Source organism: Streptomyces melanogenes, from assembly GCF_014649795.1.
GTDB lineage: Bacteria > Actinomycetota > Actinomycetes > Streptomycetales > Streptomycetaceae > Streptomyces > Streptomyces noboritoensis.
Window position 1 is genome coordinate 22,931 of sequence record NZ_BMTS01000005.1, and the last position, 20,495, is coordinate 43,425.

The following is a 20,495-nucleotide window of genomic DNA, read 5'->3' on the forward strand; positions in this document are numbered from 1 at the left end:
ACCGTACGTCACATTCGGTTCTGGCCAGGCATGTTCAGGTCCTGGAGCCCTCCGCCGACGTCCGGTCCGACCCTCTTGACGCTCTCCTGGGCCGTCCCCACCATGTCTCACATCGCGCAACCGGTAGTGCTCTGCGCAACAGGAGGGTGAGGCCGTGTCTCACGAGATCCGCACCGCCCCCGCACCCGACCCCGCCCACGCGCGCGTCGTCGTCATCGGCGCCGGGATCGTGGGCTGTGCGCTCGCCGACGAGCTCACCGCACGCGGCTGGTCGCACGTCACCGTGGTGGAGCAGGGGCCGCTGCCCGCACCGGGCGGATCCAGCTCGCACGCGCCGGGTCTGGTCTTCCGGACCAACGCCTCCAGGACGATGACGGCGTTCGCGGCGTACACGGTGGACACGCTCCGAGGGCTGAGCGTGGACGGCGAGCCCTGTTTCCGGGCGGTCGGCGGCCTTGAGGTGGCCACCACCCCGGAGCGCTGGGCCGATCTGCACCGCAAGGTGGGCCTCGCGGCCGCCTGGGGAGTGCGGGGCGAGCTGCTCACCGCGCACCAGTGCCGGGCGCTGTGGCCGCCGCTCGACGGGGAGAAGGTCCTCGGCGGCTTCCACACGCCCGACGACGGACTCGCCGACGCGGTGCTCGCCTCCCGGGCGCTGCAGGCCCGCGCCCAGGCCCGGGGCGCCCGCTTCCTGGCGCGGCACACGGTCACGGACATCGAGCGGGAGGACGGCCGCGTGACCGCCGTCGTCACCGACCGGGGCCGCTTCCCGGCCGACGCGGTGGTCTCGGCGGCCGGTTTCTGGGGCCCGGTGATCGGACGGATGGCCGGGGTGAGCGTGCCGCTGCTGCCGCTCGCCCACCAGTACGCGACGACCGCCCCGCTGGCCGGGCTCACCGCACGGGCGGCGGCCGCCCTGCCGATCCTGCGCCACCAGGACCGCGACCTGTACTTCCGGGCGCACACCGACGCGGACGGGGCCCGGCTGGGCATCGGCTCGTACGCGCACCGGCCGCTGCCGGTGGACCCGTTCGCGGTCCCGGCGTACGACGACGCACCCGTGATGCCCTCCTCGCTCGCCTTCACCCCACAGGACTTCGCGCCGAGCTGGGCGGACGCCACGGCGCTGCTGCCCGAGCTCGCGTACAGCTCGGTCGCACACGGGTTCAACGGCGTCTTCTCCTTCACGCCCGACGGCATGCCGCTGCTCGGCGAGTCCCGGGAGCTGCGCGGGTTCTGGCTGGCCGAGGCGGTGTGGGTGACGCACTCGGCGGGAGCGGCCAGAGCGGTCGCCGAATGGATGACGGACAGCCGCCCCTCGCTCGACGTGCACGCCTGCGACGTCCGGCGCTTCGAGGACGTGCAGCTCACGCCCCCGTACATCGAGGAGCGATCGGCCCGGAGCTTCGTCGAGGTGTACGACGTGGTCCATCCGCTCCAGCCGATGGAGCGCCCGCGCCCGCTGCGGACCAGCCCCTTCCACGGACGCCAGCGCGAGCTCGGGGCGTACTTCCTGGAGGGCGGCGGCTGGGAGCGCCCGCACTGGTACGAGACGAACGCGCCCCTGGTGGACGGGCTGCACATTCCCGTGCGGGACGCCTGGTCGGCGCGGTACTGGTCGCCGATCGCGGCGGCGGAGGCGAAGGCGACGCGCGAGCGGGTCGCGCTGTACGACATGACCCCGCTGCGGCGCCTGGAGGTGACCGGGCGCGCCGCCCTGGCGTTCCTCCAGCGGATGACGACCAACCAGCTGGAGAAGAAGCCGGGTTCGGTGACGTACACGCTGCTGCTGGACGCGGCGGGCGGGATCCGGTCCGATCTGACCGTGGCGCGGCTCGCCCCGGACCGCTTCCAGGTGGGCGCCAACTCCCCCGCCGACCTGGACTGGCTGCTCGCGCACGCGCCGGACTCCGTGACCGTCCGGGACATCACCTCCGGCACCTGCTGCGTCGGCGTCTGGGGCCCGCTCGCCCGCGAGCTGGTGCGGCCCCTGACCCGCGACGACTTCTCACACCCCGCGTTCGGCTACTTCCGGGCGAAGGAGACGGTCGTCGGGAACGTCCCGGTCACCGCGCTGCGGCTGAGCTACGTGGGCGAGCTGGGCTGGGAGCTGTACACGAGCGCGGACCTCGGGCTGCGGCTGTGGGACACCCTCTGGGAGGCCGGGCAGCGGCTCGACGTGGTCGCGGCGGGCCGCAGCGCCTTCGAGTCGCTGCGCCTGGAGAAGGGCTACCGCGCCTGGGGCCGCGACATGACGGCCGAGCACACCCCGTACGAGGCGGGGCTCGGCTTCGCGGTCCGGCCCGGCAAGGGCGAGTTCATGGGACGCGCGGCGCTCGGCGACCCTTCGGCGGTGACCCGCAGGCTCACCTGTCTGACCCTGGACTCCCGTTCCGCGGTGGTCCTCGGCAGTGAGCCGGTGCTCGTCGACGGCGTGCCCGCCGGTTACGTCACCAGTGCCGCGTACGGCTACACGATCGGCCGGTGCGTCGCGTACGCCTGGCTGCCCGTCCTGGCGCCGGGCACTCCGGTCCATGTCGAGTACTTCGGCGAGAAGGTCCCCGCGACCGTCGCCGAAGAGCCGCTGTTCGACCCGCGAATGGCCCACCTGCTGCGTTGACCGACGCCCTGCGGCGCACGGCGGCACGAGACGGGCCCGGCCGGGCACCGACCCCTCCGGGAGGAAGCATGGCTCCGACGTACGACGTGATCGTCCTCGGCCTCGGCGGCATGGGCTCGGCCGCCGCCCAGCACCTCGCCGCGCGCGGCGTGCGGGTCCTCGGCCTGGAGCGGTTCGGCCCGGTGCACGCGCACGGCTCCAGCCACGGCGGCTCGCGGATCACCCGGCAGTCCTACTTCGAGGACCCGGCGTACGTGCCGCTGCTGCTGCGGGCGTACGAGCTGTACGACCGGATCGAGCGGGACTCGGGGCGCGAGATCGCGCTGCTGTGCGGCGGGATGATGGTGGGCCGCCCCGACTGCCGCACGGTCGCGGGCGCGGTGCGCTCGGCCCGGCAGTGGGACCTGCCGCACGAGATGCTGGACGCCCGCGAGATCCGCCGCCGCTTCCCGACACTCAACCCGCTCGACGACGAGGTGGCGCTCCACGAGGCGCGGGCCGGGCTGCTGCGCCCGGAGACCACGGTGGCCGCCCACCTCCAGCTCGCCACCAAGGCGGGCGCCGACCTCCACTTCGAGGAGCCGGCGACCCGCTGGGAGGAGCTGCCGGGCGGGCGCGGGGTCCGCGTCCACACGCCCGAGAACAGCTACACGGCGGGCCAGCTGGTGATCTGCCCGGGCGCCTGGGCACCGGAGCTGCTCGCGGACCTCGGGGTGCCGATCCGTATCGAGCGGCAGGTCATGTACTGGTTCGGGCCCGAGGGCGGCACCAAGCCGTTCCTCCCGGAGCGCCAGCCGGTCTTCGTGTGGGAGGAGGCGGACGGGGTCCAGGTGTACGGGTTCCCGGCCATCGACGGGCCCTCGGGCGGCGTCAAGGTCGCGTTCTTCCGCAAGAACGGCGCGCCCTGCACGCCCGCCACCATCGACCGTACGGTGACGGCGGCCGAGGCCGAGGAGATGGCGGCGGCCATGCGCCGGGTGACCCCGACCCTGCCGGGAACGTTCCTGCGGGCCGTGACCTGCATGTACTCGACCACGCCGGACGAGCACTTCGTGATCGCGCGGCACCCGGCGCACCCCGCGACCGCCACCGTGGCCTGCGGTTTCTCGGGGCACGGCTTCAAGTTCGTGCCGGTGGTCGGCGAGATCCTCGCCGACCTGGCGCTCGACGGCACGACGGCCCATCCCATCGAGCTGTTCGACCCGCTCAGATTCGGTGCGGGGGCGGAGGCGGGCACCACGGCCCCCGCGAGCGCCCGTGGCGGCGCGCGATGACCGCCGGGGCCGCCGGACGCACCCCGAGCCTGCTGGAGACCCTGCCCGGCCGGTTCTACTGCGACCCTGCGGTCTTCGCCCAGGAGCAGGAGCGGATCTTCGAAACGCTCTGGTGCTGCGCGGTGCGCGCCGCCGACCTCGACCGGCCCGGCGCCTTCCGCACGGTCCAGGTGGGCCGCGAGAACGTGCTGGTGGTGCGGACCCGCGAGGGCGCGCTGCGGGCGTTCCTCAACGTCTGCCGGCACCGGGGCGCCCGGGTGTGCGCCGAGGAGAGCGGCACGGTCCGGCGCACCCTCCAGTGCCCGTACCACGCCTGGACGTACGACCTGGAGGGCAGACTCGTCGCCGCGCCGAACCTGGCGCGGATGCCGGACGTGGACCGCGAGGAGCGCGGGCTGCTGCGGGTCGCGCTGCGCGAGTGGCTCGGCTACGCGTGGGTGTGCCTGGCGGAGGAGCCGCCGTCGTTCGAGGACACGGTGGTCGGCGCGGCCACCGAGCGGCTGGGCGACCCGGCGGCGGTGGAGCGCTACCGGGCCGCGGAACTGGCCCTGGGCCGCCGGATCTCGTACGACGTGCGCGCCAACTGGAAGCTGATCGTCGAGAACTTCATGGAGTGCTACCACTGCGCGACGATCCACCCCGAACTCACCCACGTACTCCCGGAGTTCGCCAAGGGGTTCGCCGCGCAGTACTACGTGGGGCACGGCGCCGAGTTCGCGCGGGGCGCCGAGGGGTTCACCGTGGACGGCGGCGCGGGGTTCGGGCGGCTCGCGGGGCTGGCGGACGTGCAGGACCGCCGTTATTACGCGATCACCGTGAAACCGCAGGTGTTCGTGAACCTGGTGCCCGACCACGTGATCGTCCACCGGATGTTCCCGCTGGCCGTGGACCGCACGGTCGTCGAGTGCGACTGGCTGTACGCACCGGAGGTCGTGGCGTCCGGCGCCGACGTGTCGCGGTCCGTGGAACTGTTCCACCGCGTCAACGTGCAGGACTTCGAGGCGTGCGAGCGCACCCAGCCCGCCATGGATTCGCGCGCGTACCGGCGCGGCGGCGTGCTGGTTCCCAGCGAACACCACATCCGCGCCTTCCATGAGTGGGTTCTCACATGTCTGAAGCCTCACATGTCTGAAGTGTGAATACCTGGGTAGCGGCGCCCCGGGGCGCCGAGGTGATCACGGCTGCCCCGACTCGACTCCGGTGACCGAGGAGCTGAGGGAACTGACGGAAGTCAAGGAGCGTCATGCCTGAACTGTTCATCGGCGGCCGATGGAGCGCCGCCGTCGACGGGGAGACCCGCGAGATCCGCTGCCCGGCGGACGGCTCGCTGGTCGCCGTGGTCGACGAGGCGGGTCCCAAGGACGCGGCGGCGGCGCTGGCCGCCGCCCGCGAGGCCTTCGACCGGGGCCCCTGGCCCGGGACCCCCGCCGCCCAGCGGGCCGCGCTGCTGCTGCGCGTCGCCGACCTCATCGAGCGTGACGCGGCCGCGCTGGCCCGCGCCGAGTCCCTGGACACCGGCAAGCGCCTGGTCGAGTCCGAGTACGACATGGCGGACATCGCCAACTGCTTCCGCCACTTCGGCCACCTCGTCGCGGCCCAGGAGCCCGGCCGGGTCGTCGACACCGGCAACCCGGTCACCGACAGCCGTACCGTCACCGAGCCGGTGGGCGTCTGCGCGCTGATCACGCCGTGGAACTACCCGCTGCTGCAGACGGCGTGGAAGGTCGCGCCGGCCATCGGCGCGGGCAACACCTTCGTCCTCAAGCCCAGCGAGCTCACCCCGCACACCGCGATCATGCTGATGCGGCTGCTCACCGAGGCCGGACTGCCGGACGGCGTCGCCAACCTGGTCCTCGGCACCGGCCCCGCCGTGGGGGCGCCGCTGACCGAGGACGAGCGCGTGGACCTGGTGTCGTTCACCGGCGGACTGGCCACCGGGCGGCGCGTGATGGCGTCGGCGGCGGCCACCGTCAAGCGCACCGCACTGGAACTGGGCGGCAAGAACCCCAACATCGTCTTCGCCGACGCCGACTTCGAGACCGCCGTCGACTACGCCCTGACCGCCGTGTTCCTGCACTCCGGCCAGGTCTGCTCGGCGGGCGCGCGGCTGCTGGTCGAGGACTCGCTGCACGACCGCTTCGTCGACGAAGTGGTGCGCCGCGCCCGGCTGATCAGGCTCGGCGGCCCCTTCGACGAGCAGGCCCGCACCGGCCCGCTGATCTCGGCGGGCCATCTCGCCAAGGTCGAGGCGTACGTCGCGGCCGGGCTCGCCGAGGGCGCGGTGCTGCGCTGCGGCGGCGCCCGCCCCGAGGACCCGGCGCTGGCGTTCGGCCACTACTACCTGCCGACCGTCCTGGACGAGTGCACGGCCGACATGTCCGTGATCCGGGACGAGTCGTTCGGGCCGGTGCTGACCGTCGAGCGGTTCCGCGACGAGGACGAGGCGCTGGCGCTCGCCAACGACACCATCTACGGCCTGGCCGGAGCGGTGTGGACCCGCGACGAGGCACGCGCGCGCCGGGTCGCCGCCAGGCTGCGCGCGGGCACCGTGTGGATCAACGACTTCCACCCGTACGTCCCGCAGGCCGAGTGGGGCGGGATGAAGCAGTCGGGAACGGGCCGCGAGCTCGGGCTCGCCGGGCTCGCCGAGTACCAGGAGACCAAGCACATCTGGCGCAACACCGAGCCGCGCCCGCAGCGCTGGTTCGACTGAACGACCGCTGCCCGCGGCGCCGTTCCCCCTGGACTGCCGCCGCCCGCACCGTTCCGCCGCACGCCCGTCCCTGCCCTCCCCTCTGCACGATCCTGTACGAGGAGTGATCCCCGATGACCGCCACCACACCCCCGCCCCCCTCTCCCTCCCCAGCCCGGGCGGGCGCCGACGCCGATGACGCCGCGCTCGCCGAACTCGGGTACAAGCCGGGCCTCAAGCGCACCCTCGGCAACTTCCACACCTTCGCCGCCGGGATCAGCTACATCTCGATCCTGACCGGCACGTTCCAGATGTTCTACTTCGGCGTCAGCCTCGGGGGCCCGGCCTACTGGTGGTCGTGGCCCCTGGTCTTCGTCGGCCAGCTGATGGTCGCGCTCTGCTTCTGCGAGCTGGCCGCCCGCTACCCGGTCGCCGGATCCGTCTACAACTGGGCCAAGAACCTGGGCGGTCCGCACGTCGGCTGGCTGGCCGGCTGGATGATGACGCTGGCGAGCATGGTCTCGCTGGCCGCCGTCGCGCTGGCCCTCCAGCTGACGCTCCCCCAGATCTCGTCGTGGTTCCAGTTCGTGGGCGACGGCAGCGGGAAGTACGACGCGGCCGCCAACGCCGTCGTCCTGGCCTGCGGGCTTGTCCTCTTCACCACCCTGGTCAACGCGTTCGGCGTCAAGCTGATGGCCCGGATCAACACGGCCGGCGTCTTCATCGAGCTGGTCGCCGCGGTGATCCTGGTGATCCTGCTGGCCGCGCACATCACCCGCGGCCCCAGCGCCATCGTGGAGACCCACGGCATCGGCGCCGGCCAGAACCTGGGCTACTTCGGCGCCTTCCTCACCGCCTCGCTCGCCTCCGCGTACGTGATGTACGGCTTCGACACCGCGTCCTCGCTCGGTGAGGAGGCGGTCGACCCCAGCCGCAACGCGCCGCGCGCGATCCTGCGGGCGCTGATCGCCTCGTTCGTCATCGGCGGCCTCATCCTGCTGTGCGCGCTGCTCGCCACGCCGGACCTGAGCGCGCCCGAACTCTCCGTGGACGGGCTCCAGTACGTGGTCCTGAGCACGCTGGGCGACACCATGGGCCAGGCGCTGCTGTGGTGCGTGGTGATCGCGGTCGTGGTCTGCGAGCTCGCCGTGCACACCGCGGGCATCCGGCTGATGTTCGCGATGGCCCGGGACAACAACCTGCCCGGCGGCAGTCGGCTCGCCAAGATCAGCCCGCGCTTCCAGACCCCGATCGCGCCCGCCGTGGTCTGCGGTCTGGTCGCCATCGGCATCCTGCTGGTCAACATCAAGCAGCCGCAGATCTTCTCGGTCGTCACCAGCATCGCGATCATCATGATCTACGTGGCGTATCTGCTGGTCACGATGCCCATGCTGGTCCGCAGGCTGCGCGGCACCTGGCAGCCCGCGCCCGGGCGCTTCTCGCTCGGCCGCTTCGGCCTCCCCGTGAACATCGTCGCGGTGCTGTGGGGCCTGGGCATGACCGTCAACCTGCTGTGGCCGCGCGCCGCCGTCTACAACGCGGCGGCCCCGTACCACTGGTACCTGCGCTGGGGCGGCGTGCTGTTCGTCGGCGCCGTCACCGTGGGCGGCTTCGCCTACTACTGGTTCGTCCAGCGCCACCGCACCGGCGTCCTCGCCGACCACGCCGCCGAGAAGCAGGACACCGACCCCACCACCACCCCCGGCACCACCGCCGCCGCCACCGGCTGAAGCAAGGAGCGAAGGAATCATGAACGAGGCCAACACCGGTACGCACCCGGACGAGTTCGACTACGTCGTCGTCGGCGGCGGCACCGCGGGCAACGTTGTCGCGGCCCGGCTCAGCGAGGACCCCTCGGTGACCGTGTGCGTCCTGGAAGCGGGCCCCTCGGACGTCGGCGACGACAACGTGCTGCGCCTGGAGCGCTGGATGGGGCTGCTCGAATCGGGCTACGACTGGGACTACCCGGTCGAGCCGCAGGAGCGCGGCAACAGCATGATGCGCCACGCGCGCGCCAAGGTGCTCGGCGGCTGCTCCTCGCACAACTCCTGCATAGCCTTCTGGGCGCCCGCCGAGGACCTGGACGGCTGGGCGGCCGAGGGCTGTACGGGCTGGGGCGCCGAGGACGTCTTCCCGCTCTACCAGCGCCTGGAGAACAACGACGCGCCCGGCGAGCACCACGGCCGCAGCGGCCCGGTGAAGCTGCGCACCATCAAGGGCGAGGACCCGTGCGGCAGCGCGCTGCTCGACGCGTGCGCCCAGAACGGCATCCCCACCACGCCCTTCAACACCGGCCGTACGGTGGTCAGAGGCGCCAACTGGTTCCAGATCAACTCGGACGAGAACAACATCCGCCAGTCGTCCTCGGTCGCGTATCTGCACCCGATCATCGGCAAGCGGCCCAATCTGACCGTACGGACCGGGATCCGCGCCAAGCGGCTGGTGATCGGCGAGGACCGGCGCTGCACCGGCGTCGAGTACCTGGACCCCGACCTGGTGCACACCCGTACCGTCTCCGCGCGGCGCGAGGTCGTCGTCAGCTGCGGCTCGATCGACACGCCCAAGCTGCTGATGCTCTCCGGGATCGGCCCCGCCGACCATCTGCGCGAGGTGGGCGTGGAGCCGCTGGTGCACTCCCCCGGCGTCGGCGAGAACCTCCAGGACCACCCCGAGGGCGTCATCATGTGGGACGCCAAGCGGCCGATGCCGACCCGCTCCAACCAGTGGTGGGAGATCGGGATCTTCGCGGACACCGAGCCGGGCCTGGACCGGCCGGACCTGATGTTCCACTACGGGTCGGTGCCGTTCGACATGAACACCGCCCGGCACGGCTACCCGACCAGCGAGAACGCGTTCTGTCTGACGCCCAACGTCACGCACGCCAAGTCGCGCGGCACGGTCCGGCTGCGCACCCGCGACTACCGCGACAAGCCGATGGTCGACCCGCGCTACTTCACGCACGAGCACGACGTGCGGGTGATGACGTACGGACTGCGGCTCGCCCGGGAGATCGCCGCGCAGCCCGCGCTGGCGGACTGGGCGGGCGCGGAGCTGGCGCCCGGGCCCGACGTCCGCACCGACGACGAGCTGTTCGAGTACATCCGCACTACGCACAACACGGTCTACCACCCGGCGTGCACGGTGAAGATGGGCGCCGACGACGACGCGATGGCCCCGCTCGACGCCCGCCTTCGCGTCAAGGGCATCCGCGGACTGCGCGTCGCCGACGGGTCGGTGATGCCGGAGCTGGTCACCGTCAACCCGTGCATCACGACGATGATGATCGGCGAGAAGTGCGCGGACATGATGAAGGCGGACGCGAGCTGAGGGTCCGGGGGGCGCTTGCGCGCCCCCCGGCTCACGCCGGCTTCTTGAACATCCTGGTGGCCGTGATCTCCCCGTGCACCGACCCGTCCGGGTCCTTCGGCAGGCCCGGCCGCAGGTGCTCCTCGACGCTGATGTACTTCAGGCCCGCCCGCAGGTCCGCGTCGTTGCGCAACCGGATGACCAGCGGGAACTCCGCGAGCGCCGTCGTGTCGAACAGGCCCGTGGTGTACAGGAGCTGGACGCCGAGCGCGTCCGACACGGCCCGCTGGAGCTCAAGGAGATACGTGGCGTTGGCGCGGCCGATCGGGTTGTCCAGGAACAGCGTGCCCGCGTGGCGGTGCTTGTCGCGGCCCCGGTCGTTGCTGCGCAGCGCGGCCATCGTGCAGTACAGCGCGATCGCGGCGGTGAGCAGCTGTCCGCCGGAGAACACGTCGCCCATCTGCCCGACCGGGACGCGCTCGGCGCGCAGCACCGCGTCCGGCTTCAGGATCTCCACGGCGATGCCGCGCGGCTCAAGGGCGGCCTGAACTCCCCGCAGCAGCAGGGACATTCCGTCCCGGCGCATGTCGGAGTTCTTCTTCAGGGCCGCGCGCGTCGCCTCGTCGATGACCTCGCCAAGCCGCTCGGTGAGCGTGGCCTGGTCGGGCTCCTCGAAGCGGATCCGCAGGAACTCCTGCCCCGACCACTCGCCGAGCCCCTCCGGCAGCTGCGAGAGCCGCTGGGCCGAGCGCAGCGTGGTCAGCGCCGACTCGACGAGCCCGCGCAGCCGGTCCACGATCGAGTCGCGGTTGCGCTCCAGCTGCTCCAGCTCGTCGGTGAGGACCCGCAGCCGGGGCGCGAACGCCGCCGCCCAGGACGCCGCGTGCTCGGGCAGCGCGGCGGCGGGCAGCTCCCGGATCTGCTGGCGGGCGGGGGTGCGCACCTGCTCGTACCGGGTCGCGTTGGCGTGCCGGACCAGGACGTCCGAGGCCTCCCGGACGGCGGCCTCGGCGCCCGACAGGTCGCCCGCGCAGCCGCGCAGCGACCGCCGGGCCTCGGCGGCCGACTGCCGGGCCTCGGCGAGGTCGCCGGGGAACGGCTCGGGCGACTGCTCGTCCTCCTCCTGCTGGTGGTCGCGGAGCAGGTCGCGCAGGAGCGCGGCCGTCTCGTCGAAGCCGCCGACCGCGTCCTCGGCGGCCCGGTGGGCCTGGAGGAGCTCGGCGTGCGCGGCGCGCGAGGTCTCCAACTCGGCGGTGCGGGCGGCCAGTTCGGCCGTCGCGGTGCGCAGCAGGGCCTGGGCCTGCTCGGCGTCGCCGGGGACCTGCTCGGCGGGCAGCTCGGTGTGCGCCTCGCCGTCCTCGGGGGCCAGCCGCTCGGCCTCGCCGCGCAGCCGCCCGAGCTGCTCGCTCGCCGCCGACGCCCTGGTCTCAAGCAGCTGTACGAGGGATTCGGCGCGGGCCGCGGCGGCCTGCCGGGACGGGCCGTCGGCGCCGTCGGTGCCCTCCAGGAGCTGGGCGGCTCGGGTGCGGACCTTGTTGGTGAGCCGGTCCAGCTCGGCGACCGCGGCGCTCTCGTCGCTCTCCGCGCGCGCCTGCTCGGCGCGCAGATCGGCGCCGACGCCGACCTTCTCGTACAGCTGGGAGGCGGCCCGGTAGGCCTCGCGCAGGGCGGGCAGCGCGGCCTTGGGGGCGGCGGCGTCCGGCTCCGGCAGGTTCTCCGGCGCGCCCGCGATCTCGGCGCGCTCGGCGCGCAGCGCGCGGGCGGTGCGGTGGGCGTCGTCGGCGGCGCGCTGGGCGCCCCTGCGGTCCTCGTCGGCGGCCCGGGCGCGCTCCAGGAGGGACTGGGCGCGGGCCTCGGACTCGGCGGCCTCGTCGACGAGTTCGCGCAGGGTGCTCTGCCAGCCCGCGCGCTCGCGCAGCCGGAAGGCGAGCCCGGCCAGCGCGTCGGCGGCGCGGCGGGCGCGCTGGGCGGCCTCCTGGCGCTCGTCGCGGACCCGGGACGCCTCGGCGGCGGCCTCGTCGGCCTCCGCCCGTTCCGTACGGGCCTCGGCCAGCTCCTCCAGGGCGGCCTTGGCGGCGGCGCGCGCGTCCCGCGCGGCCGTGGCGAGCTCGTCGAGCATCCCGGGCGGGCAGTCGGCGCGCCAGGAGCCGAGCCGCGCGGCGAGCCCCCGGTCGCCCGCGAGGCGGGCGGCGAGGGCGCGGATCTCCTCGTCTCGGGCGGCGGCGCGGGTGCGCAGCGCCTGCCGCTCCTCGTCGGCGGCGTGCTCGTCGTGCATGGCCGGGTTCGGCGGGACGAGGAAGACGTCCGTCTCACTCGCGCCCTGCTCGCCCTGCCGGGGAACCGGCGCGAGCACCGCGGCGGCGGTGCCGACGGCCACCGCGGACCGGGGCAGCAGCGCCGCGCCTGCCAGCGCCTCGCGGGCCCGGACGTGCGAGGCGGGGTCGGTGATCACCACGCCGTCGACCAGCTCGGGGCGGGCCGCGAGGACCGATGCGTGGTCGGCCGGGTCGACGGCCTGGGCGAGGTAGCGCCAGCCGGGCAGGGCGGGGATGCCGTGCTCGCCCAGGTACTCGACGGTGGCGAGGACGTCGGGCCCGGGCGGCAGCAGTCCGCCGTCGCCGAGGGCGCCGAGGATGCGGGCGTCGTCGGCGGCGGCGGTCCGCAGCTCGAACAGGTGCCGCTCGGCGGAGGCGATGCCCTGGTCCAGGAGCTGCCGCAGCTCGTCGGCCTGGCGGTCCAGCTCCTCGGCGGTCAGCGGGGTGTCCGCGCCGTCCGCCCCGAAGGCGGCGGGGGTGCCGTGCACCGCGTGGTGGACGGCCTCCGCCGCGTACATCGCCTTGCGCGGCAGCGGGACCCCGGCCGCCGGGGCGGACGGGAGGCCGAGGAGCTCGGCGAGGCGCTCGTCGGCGGCGATCGACTCGGCGGCGCGGCGCTCCGCGTCGTACGCGTTCCCTGCGGCCTCGGCCGCGTCCTGGGCGCGGGCCGCGGCCAGTTCGGCGCGGGCCTGCTCGGCGGTGGCCTCGCGGGCGCGGTCGGCGGTGGCGCGGGCGCTCTCGCGGGCCGTGTCCCAGGCGGCGACCGCCGTCTTCTCGGCGTCGCTGGCGGCGAGCGCGGCCCTGGCCGGGTCGGCGTCCGGGGCGCTGTCGTCCAGCCAGCCGGCCCGGACCGCCTCGGCGGTCTCCTGCTCGACCTCGGCGAGGCGCTGGCGCAGGTGCCCGGCCTCGCTGCGGGCGCGCTGCGCCTCGGTGGCGGCGGCCGTGGCGTCGCGGTGGGCGGCCTCGCTCGCCTCCTGGAGCGCGGCGGAGCGCTCCTCCTCCTCGGCGGCGACCCGCTCGCCGTCCTCGGCGGCCGTGTGCAGCGCCCGTACGAGATCGGCGGCGGCGGTGGCGCGGGCGGCCAGCGCGGGCGCGGCGTCCCGCTCGGCCTCGCGGATGGCCGCGGCCACGCGCGCGGAGCGGTCGGCGGCGGCCTTGTGCCGCAGCACGGCCTCGGCGGCCTGCCAGGCGGAGTGCAGCGTACGGGCGTCGGCCAGCTCGCGGCGCTGGGCGGTGGCGGCCTTCTCGGCGACGGCGAGCGCCAGCGAGGCGTGCCGGTAGGCGAGTTCGGAGGCGATCAGGGCGCTGCGGCCGCGCGCCTGCTCGGCCTCGGTGACGGTGTGCGCGGCGGCGGTGACCCAGCCCGCGAGGTCGGTGGCGCGTCCGCGCTCCTGGCCCGCGCGCGCGGAGAGCCTGCGCGCCAGCGTACGCGTACGGCGCTCGGCACCGGCGTGGATGTCGCGCGCGCGGGAGCGGGCCTCGGCGGCCTCGACGATCTTGTTGAGCAGGTCCACCGAACCGGCGGTGAAGTCGCGCTCGGCGGTCAGCTCGGCGCGGCGGCCCAGCTTGTTGCCGAAGCCGCCGACCAGGTCCGCGAGGCCGTCGGTGTCCCGGGTGTCGGTGACGGCGCGCAGCAGCAGGTCGGTGAAGTCGGAGTCCTTCTTGACCGCGAAGAGACCGGCGGCCTCGCCCTCGTCCGCGTTCATCTCGCGCTGGTAGCGGAAGAGTTCGGGGTCCAGGCCGAGGTCGCCCAGGTGCTCGTTCCAGCGGTCGTGGATCTCCTCCCAGACCACGTCGAGGTGCGGATACGCCTTGCCCGCCTCGGTGACCGCGTCGCGGAAGCCCTTCATGGTGCGGCGCCTGCCCTGGGCGCCGGAGGCGCCCTCGGCGGCCGGGCGCATCGCGCTGGACTCGGCGACCGGCAGCGAGTCCAGGCTGAGGCCCGGGCCGGGCCGGAACGAGTACCAGGCCTCGGCGAACTTCCTCGGGTCGTTGGAGACCTGCCGCCCCCGCCACTCGCTCACCTTGCCGACCACGACCAGCTCGCCGGTGAGGGTGTGCTGCCACTCCAGGGCGACGTGGCCGCAGTCGTCGGCGAGCAGGAACTTGCGCAGCACGCCGGAGCTGGCGCCGCCCAGGGTGTTGCGGTGGCCGGGCAGCATCACCGAGAAGATCAGCTTGAGCAGGACGGACTTGCCACCGCCGTTCTCCAGGAAGAGCACGCCGGCGGGGGCGGGGCGGCGCGGCGGGCCGACCGGCTCGTCCTCGAAGAACTCCGCCTGGGTGGGCGCCGGGTGGGGCACGGGCGCGCCCACGCCGCGCAGGTCCAGCACGGTGTCGGCGTAACGCGCACCGGCGGGGCCGATGGAGTAGAGGCGGACCCGGGACAGCTCGTACATGGCGGACTCTCGTAGATGGGGCGGGCAGGTACGGGGGGGGTGCTCAGGCGTGGAACGGGAGGCCGGCGTCGGCGGCCAGGTCGAGGTCGTCGCCGTCGGGGGGCGGCAGCAGGGTCGCGCTGCCGTCGCTGACCGCGACGACGCCGAGCTCCAGGAGCTCGGCGAGGGCGGCGCTGCCCGCCATGTCGCGGACCTGGAGCTGGTAGCGGGCGGTGGTGCGGTACGCGCCGCCCGCGTCGTCGCCGGTCCGCTGGAGAAAGCCGGACTCGGTGAGGAACGCGACGGCCTTGGCCACGATGCCGGTGGTGGATCCGGCGAGGCGGCGGGCGTCCTTGGTGGCGCCGGTCGAGCTGCGCCGGGCGTAGATGCGCCAGGCCGCCTCCAGGCCGGGGGCGCCGGTCTCCGGGTCGGTGTTCTCGCCCTGCTCGGCGGCGCGCTCCTCCAGACGGCGGCAGGCCTGGCGGACGAACGCGTCGACGCCGTTGACCGTGATCCGCCCGATGTAGCCGTCGTCGGCCAGGTCCTCGGGGCGGGGGAAGGCCATCGCGGCGACCGCGAGGTGGGCGAGGCCGTGCAGGAAGCGGTCGGCCGAGTCGGTGGCGGCGCGGCGGGCGTAGTCCCCCATGCGGACGGCGAAGACGGAGTCCTCGGCGGCGGTCACGGCCATGCCGGCGCGGGGCGAGACCTCCAGGACGACGAGTCCGAGGCCGGCGGCGACGGCGTCCGCGAGGCGGGCGAACGCGGGGTCCTCGCGGTGGCGGCGGAGCAGTTCCGCGTACTCCGCGTCGCGGGCGGGGAGGAGTTTGGGCTGGAGTCCGAAGGCGACGAGGCGGGCGGCGTCGGCGGCGTCGGCGGGGGTGATGCGCCGCTCGCCCCCGTCCCGGGGTACGTCGACGCCACCGTCGCCGGCGTCGGGCTCACGCTCGGGGTGGTGGTCGGTCACGGGGTCTCCTTGGGGGGTGTTCGTACGTTCGTGGTGGTGCGGGCGGACGTCGCCTGCGGCGGGCTTGCTTCCCCACCCCACCCCTTCCCTGAAGCCCTCTGGCGGGCGGCCGGGTGGTGGGTCGGTGTGGGCTGCTGGGGGCTATGCCCCCAGACCCCCTGGGTTCGTCTGCGGACCGTGCTGGGTTGCGCGCGCAGTTCCCCGCGCCCCTAAAAGCGCCCCTGCGGGGCGCCCCGGGGATTGCCGCGCAGCGGCATCTAAGGGGCGCGGGGAACTGCGCGACCAGCCACAGACGGCCCGCAGACGAAGACAGCGGGGTGCAGTGGCCGCAGGCCCCGCCGCGGGGTCCGGGGGCGCAGCCTCCGGGAGCGGGCCTCCACCACCCACCCACCCCCGGAGGGTTTAGGGAAGGGGCGGGGAGGGGCAATCACGCCGCCTCCCGGGCCGCCGCCATCCCCGCCGCGTCCAGCCGGGCCGTTCCCACGATCAGGTCCGCCCCGCCGAACTCCGGGTCGTCCAGCTGCGTCCCGTCGTCGACGGCGAACAGCAGCCGCTCCTCGCCCTGCCGGTACGCCGTACCGACCGGCGGGCTCGCCGCGTGCACCGCGAGCAGTGCGACCAGGTACGGCAGCTCCGGGTCGAGCCCGCGCGCCTCGGCGAGCAGGCCGGACAGCCGGCGCGGCGCGTCGTGCTCCAGGTCGAGCAGCTCCATCGCCGCCGCCAGCTGCTCCTCGCTGAAGCGGCTGTCGTCGGGCGTGGCGATCAGATCGGGCTCGGGCATCTCCGCCCCGAGGTGCTCCCGCTCTATCGGAGGCGTGAGCAGTATGTCGACGAGGTCGGCCACCCGCACCGAGACGGGCGTGCGCAGCCCCGTACCGCGCGCGAAGAACGCGTCCGTCACCCGTGTCGCGTCCTCGACCGGCAGCGGCAGCAGCGGTGCGACCAGCTGCCCGTACAGGTCGAGGCCGGTCCGGGCGGCCGGGCGGGCGAACGCCTGGCGGTCCTGCTCGGCGCGGAACAGCGGCCCGGCCTCCAGGAGGCGCGACTGCAACTGCGTGTGGCGGCGGATGCAGTCCTTGACGATGTCGACGAGCTCGGCGGCCCGCCGCTTGTTCTCGGGCTCCTCCGCCTCGTCCCGGGCCTTGCGGATGTTGGTCAGGATCGCGTTCTCGTGGCGGTAGCGGTCGGCCACGTGGTCGAGCGCCTCCGCGATCATGTCCGGGACCGCGTTCAGCCAGTCGACCGCCCGCACGTTGCGCCGGGTCGCTTCCAGGGTGCGGCGCAGCGTCTCCGCGTACTGCACGGTCCGGTAGCGCGCCTGCTCGGCGGCGAGCTGGGCGTCGGCGAGCCGGCCCCGGCTGATCAGCACCTCGAGCTTCACCTCGGCGGCGATCTGCGCGCTGGTGACGTCCGTGTCGAGCGCGCCCACCAGCACGTTCACGGCCTCGTCCGTCGTACGGAGGTAGACGCTGCCCCCGTACCCCGGGACCTCTTCGATCAGCTTGAAGTCGTAGTCCCGGCGGACGTAGACGCCGTCCGGGCTGAACGTCCCGTACACCGCGCGGAAGCCGCGGTCCACGCTGCCGACGTTGATCAGGTTCTCCAGGACCCAGCGGGCCACCCGCTCGTGCTCGGCGGCCGGGCGGCCGGGCGCCTGGGCGGCGACCCGCGGGATCAGCCTGGCCACTATCTGCTCGTGGTCGGCGCCCGTGTCGAAGTCCATGTTCAGCGTGACGAGGTCGATCGAGGCGAGGGCGACCTCCGCCATCGCGTACACCGAGTACTCGCCCGCGAGGTTCGCCTTGCGCACGTCCAGGTCGTGCAGCGGGGCGGTGCAGGCGAGCGCGCGCAGCCTGCGCGCCAGCCCCTCGTCGGCGGCCGGGCCCGGTGCCGGGCGCGGCCCCGCGCTGAGCTGGGGCGGAACGGGTTCCGTCGAGGCAGGCGAAGTCACGCTGCACAGATTAGGTCCTCGCACTGACAACGGTCGAAACGGCGCAGATACGACCGCCGTGACCGCCCTGCCGCCGTCTAGTCCCCGGCCGCCACCAGCCCCGCGTACGCCTCCACCAACTGCCTGCGGGAGTCGTCGAGATAGTCCGCGAGGAGCCGGACCGCCCCGTTCCGCTCGCCCGACCGCAGGGCTTCCAGAATCTCCCGGTTCCGTATGAGATAGGGCTGATGGAGCCGTTTCGGGTCGTCCACCACATGGAAGGCGAGCCGCAGTTCGGCCAGGACGCCGCGCATCAGCTCGTCCGTGCGCGCGCTGCCCGCGAGGCCCACGAGCTCCCGGTGGAAGTGGATGTTGGCGGTGGCCACGCCTTTCCAGTCGTGGCGCCGGGCCGCCTGCTCCCCGTCCGCGACCGCCGCGTCCAGGGGCTCCAGTGCGTACGGCGGCCTGCCCAGGCCCTGGACGACGGCGCACTCGACCAGGCGTCTGGTCCGGTAGATGTCCTCGACGTCCTCGACCGCCAGGATCCGCACGAACACCCCGCGGTTGAGCTCGTGGACCAGCAGCCGCTCGTGGGTCAGCAGCCGGAACGCCTCGCGCAGCGTGTTGCGCGAGACCCCGAGCGCCTTGCCGATCGCGTCCTCCGCGAGGCGCTCCCCTGGCGGGAAGTAGCCCTCGGCGATCCGGCCGCGCAGGATGTCCGCGACCCGCTCGGCCGTACTGGTGCGGCCGAGCAGCGGGCGGTCCTCCACCAGCCCGCCGACCTCGGACTCCGTCGTCCCCACGGCATCCTCACTCCCCCGCCGGACTCCCGGCGACGCACGGCTCCCATCGTAGGACGCGGGCGCGGAACGCAGGACGAGCCGACACGACTCTTGTCGGATTGTTCAACGATCCTCTAGCTTGGGCGGCACCGCACGGCCCCACCCCCACGCACGCCCTCCCCCTGCGAGGTGCAGATGAGCACGACCCAGGCACAGCCGGAACAGGGCGAACTCCCCGGCAGCGGCGGCCCCTTCGGGTGGCTGCGCGCCCTCGGCCCGCGCGGCCGCCGCGCCTTCGGCGGCGCGTTCGGCGGCTACGCCCTCGACTCCTACGACTACTTCACGCTGCCGCTGAGCATGGTCGCGATCGGCGCGTACTTCGGCCTCGACCACGGCCAGACCGGTCTGCTCACCACGGTGACCCTGGTGGTCTCGGCGGTCGGCGGCGCGCTCGCCGGGATCCTGGCCGACCGCATCGGCCGGGTGAAGGCGCTGATGATCACGGTGATCACGTACGCGGTGTTCACCGTGGCCTGCGGCTTCGCGCCCACGTACGAGACGCTGATGGTCTGCCGCGCCCTCCAGGGCTTCGGCTTCGGCGGTGAGTGGGCGGTCGGCGCGATCCTGGTCGCCGAGTACGCCTCGGCCAAGGAGCGCGGCCGCACCCTGGGCGCCGTGCAGAGCGCCTGGGCGGCGGGCTGGGCGCTGGCCGTGATCGTCTACACGCTGGTCTTCCACTACGTGGACGCGGACACCGCGTGGCGCGTGATGTTCTGGACGGGCGCGCTGCCCGCCCTCCTGGTGATCTACATCCGGCGCCATGTGAGCGACGCCCCGGAGGCCGCCGAGCAGCGGCGCGCGGCCGGCTCCGGGCGCGGCTCGTTCGCCGCGATCTTCAAGAAGGACCTGCTGCGCGCGACCTTCTTCGCGACGCTGCTCTCCACCGGCGTCCAGGGCGGCTACTACACGCTCGCCACCTGGGTGCCGACCTATCTCAAGACCGACCGCGGGCTCACCGTCGTCGGCACCGGCGGCTATCTGACGTTCCTGATCTCCGGCGCCTTCCTCGGCTACCTCACCGGCGGCGTGCTCAGCGACCGGCTCGGCCGCAAGCGGAACATCCAGCTCTTCGCCGTGCTCTCCGCGCTCTGCATTCTGGTCTACACACACATCCCGTCCGGCGCGAACACCTTGCTGCTCGTCCTCGGCTTCCCGCTGGGCTTCTGCATGTCGGCGATCTTCAGCGGCTTCGGCTCGTTCCTGAGCGAGCTCTATCCGACGGCGGTACGCGGCACGGGCCAGGGCTTCACGTACAACAGCGGCCGGGCCGTCGGCGCCTTCCTGCCCACTTTCGTGGGCTACCTCTCCGACAGCTGGGGCGTGGGCGGCGCGCTGGCCCTCGGCGCGATCGGCTACGCGCTGGCCGTCGTGGCCCTGTTCGGACTGCCCGAGACCCGTGGACAGGAGCTCAAGTGACCCCGGTCATCGACCTCAACGCCGATCTGGGCGAGGGCTTCGGCCGCTGGCGGCTGACCGACGACGAACAGTTGCTGTCAGTCGTCACCAGCGCCAATGTGGCCTGCGGCTTCCACGCGGGCGACGCGGCCACCATGCGGCGCGTGTGCGCGCTGGCGGCCGAGCGCGGGGTGCGGATCGGCGCCCAGGTCTCCTACCGCGATCTGGCCGGGTTCGGACGGCGGGCCATGGACGTCCCGCCGGACGAGCTGGCGGCCGAGGTCGCCTACCAGATAGGCGCGTTGGAGGTCTTCGCGCGCGCCGCGGGCAGCCGCGTCGCCTACGTCAAACCGCACGGCGCGCTCTACAACCGCGTCGTCCACGACGAGGAGCAGGCGGCGGCCGTCGTCGAGGGCGTGCGTCTGGCGGGCGGCGCGCCCGCGGTGCTCGGGCTGCCGGGCTCCCGCCTTCTGGCGCGGGCCGCGAAGGCCGGACTGCCCGTGGTCACCGAGGCGTTCGCGGACCGTGCGTACACCTCGCGCGCGACGCTCGTCCCGCGCGGCCAGGACGGCGCCGTCATCACCCACCCGGACGCGGTCGTGGAGCGCTCGCTCTCGCTGGCCAGGACCGGGACGGTGGTCGCCGCCACGGGCGAGAGCGTCGAGGTACGCGCGCGTTCGCTCTGCCTGCACGGCGACACCCCCGGCGCCGCCGCCCTCGCCCACCGGGTACGGCGGTCCCTGGAGGGCGCGGGCGTACGGGTGGAGGCGTTCGCGTGA

General features: G+C 73.9%; 12 protein-coding genes. 8 read left to right on the forward strand and 4 right to left on the reverse strand.

Translation table 11 applies throughout. The features are described 5' to 3' along the window. Window positions 1-154: 154 nt before the first annotated feature. From IE252_RS12500 to IE252_RS12525, 6 genes are all read left to right on the forward strand, one after another. Window positions 155-2,620, forward strand: a complete 2,466-nt coding sequence (locus IE252_RS12500; RefSeq protein WP_229848296.1) for a GcvT family protein — start codon at window positions 155-157, stop codon at window positions 2,618-2,620. Window positions 2,621-2,688: 68 nt separating this feature from the next. Further along, complete coding sequence (solA, locus tag IE252_RS12505) at window positions 2,689-3,894, forward strand: N-methyl-L-tryptophan oxidase (protein WP_190089464.1); 1,206 nt, start codon at window positions 2,689-2,691, stop codon at window positions 3,892-3,894. Beyond that, on the forward strand, window positions 3,891-5,033 hold the full coding sequence (locus tag IE252_RS12510) for an aromatic ring-hydroxylating oxygenase subunit alpha (protein WP_190089465.1): 1,143 nt from the start codon (window positions 3,891-3,893) through the stop codon (window positions 5,031-5,033). The genes solA and IE252_RS12510 overlap by 4 nt, the downstream gene beginning before the upstream one ends. Window positions 5,034-5,137: 104 nt before the next feature. Continuing rightward, on the forward strand, window positions 5,138-6,607 hold the full coding sequence (locus IE252_RS12515) for an aldehyde dehydrogenase family protein (protein ID WP_190089466.1): 1,470 nt from the start codon (window positions 5,138-5,140) through the stop codon (window positions 6,605-6,607). Between the two features lie 113 nt (window positions 6,608-6,720). Continuing rightward, window positions 6,721-8,316 carry an APC family permease gene (locus IE252_RS12520; protein WP_190089467.1) on the forward strand — a complete coding sequence of 532 codons (1,596 nt, stop codon included), beginning with the start codon at window positions 6,721-6,723 and terminating at the stop codon, window positions 8,314-8,316. A gap of 19 nt (window positions 8,317-8,335) precedes the next feature. Next, window positions 8,336-9,913 (forward strand): GMC family oxidoreductase, encoded by a 1,578-nt coding sequence (locus tag IE252_RS12525; protein ID WP_190089468.1) that lies wholly within the window; start codon window positions 8,336-8,338, stop codon window positions 9,911-9,913. Window positions 9,914-9,944: 31 nt separating this feature from the next. Here the strand turns inward: IE252_RS12525 and IE252_RS12530 are convergent, their stop codons facing one another. The 4 genes from IE252_RS12530 to IE252_RS12545 all read right to left on the reverse strand — a co-directional run bounded on the left by IE252_RS12530 (window position 9,945) and on the right by IE252_RS12545 (window position 18,282). Beyond that, window positions 9,945-14,606: a coiled-coil domain-containing protein gene (locus IE252_RS12530; RefSeq protein WP_190089469.1), complete on the reverse strand. Its 4,662-nt coding sequence runs from the start codon at window positions 14,604-14,606 to the stop codon at window positions 9,945-9,947. A gap of 43 nt (window positions 14,607-14,649) precedes the next feature. Continuing rightward, on the reverse strand, window positions 14,650-15,549 hold the full coding sequence (locus IE252_RS12535) for a hypothetical protein (RefSeq protein ID WP_101387304.1): 900 nt from the start codon (window positions 15,547-15,549) through the stop codon (window positions 14,650-14,652). 427 nt (window positions 15,550-15,976) lie between these two features. Continuing rightward, complete coding sequence (locus tag IE252_RS12540; RefSeq protein ID WP_190089470.1) at window positions 15,977-17,500, reverse strand: hypothetical protein; 1,524 nt, start codon at window positions 17,498-17,500, stop codon at window positions 15,977-15,979. Window positions 17,501-17,577: 77 nt separating this feature from the next. Then, window positions 17,578-18,282, reverse strand: a complete 705-nt coding sequence (locus IE252_RS12545) for a GntR family transcriptional regulator (RefSeq protein WP_190089471.1) — start codon at window positions 18,280-18,282, stop codon at window positions 17,578-17,580. 174 nt (window positions 18,283-18,456) lie between these two features. Between IE252_RS12545 and IE252_RS12550 the strand changes: the two genes are divergently transcribed. Next, the gene (locus tag IE252_RS12550; RefSeq protein ID WP_190089472.1) at window positions 18,457-19,737 is read left to right on the forward strand and encodes an MFS transporter; all 1,281 of its coding nucleotides are present in this window, start codon (window positions 18,457-18,459) and stop codon (window positions 19,735-19,737) included. Further along, the gene (locus IE252_RS12555; protein WP_190089473.1) at window positions 19,734-20,495 is read left to right on the forward strand and encodes a LamB/YcsF family protein; all 762 of its coding nucleotides are present in this window, start codon (window positions 19,734-19,736) and stop codon (window positions 20,493-20,495) included. The genes IE252_RS12550 and IE252_RS12555 overlap by 4 nt, the downstream gene beginning before the upstream one ends.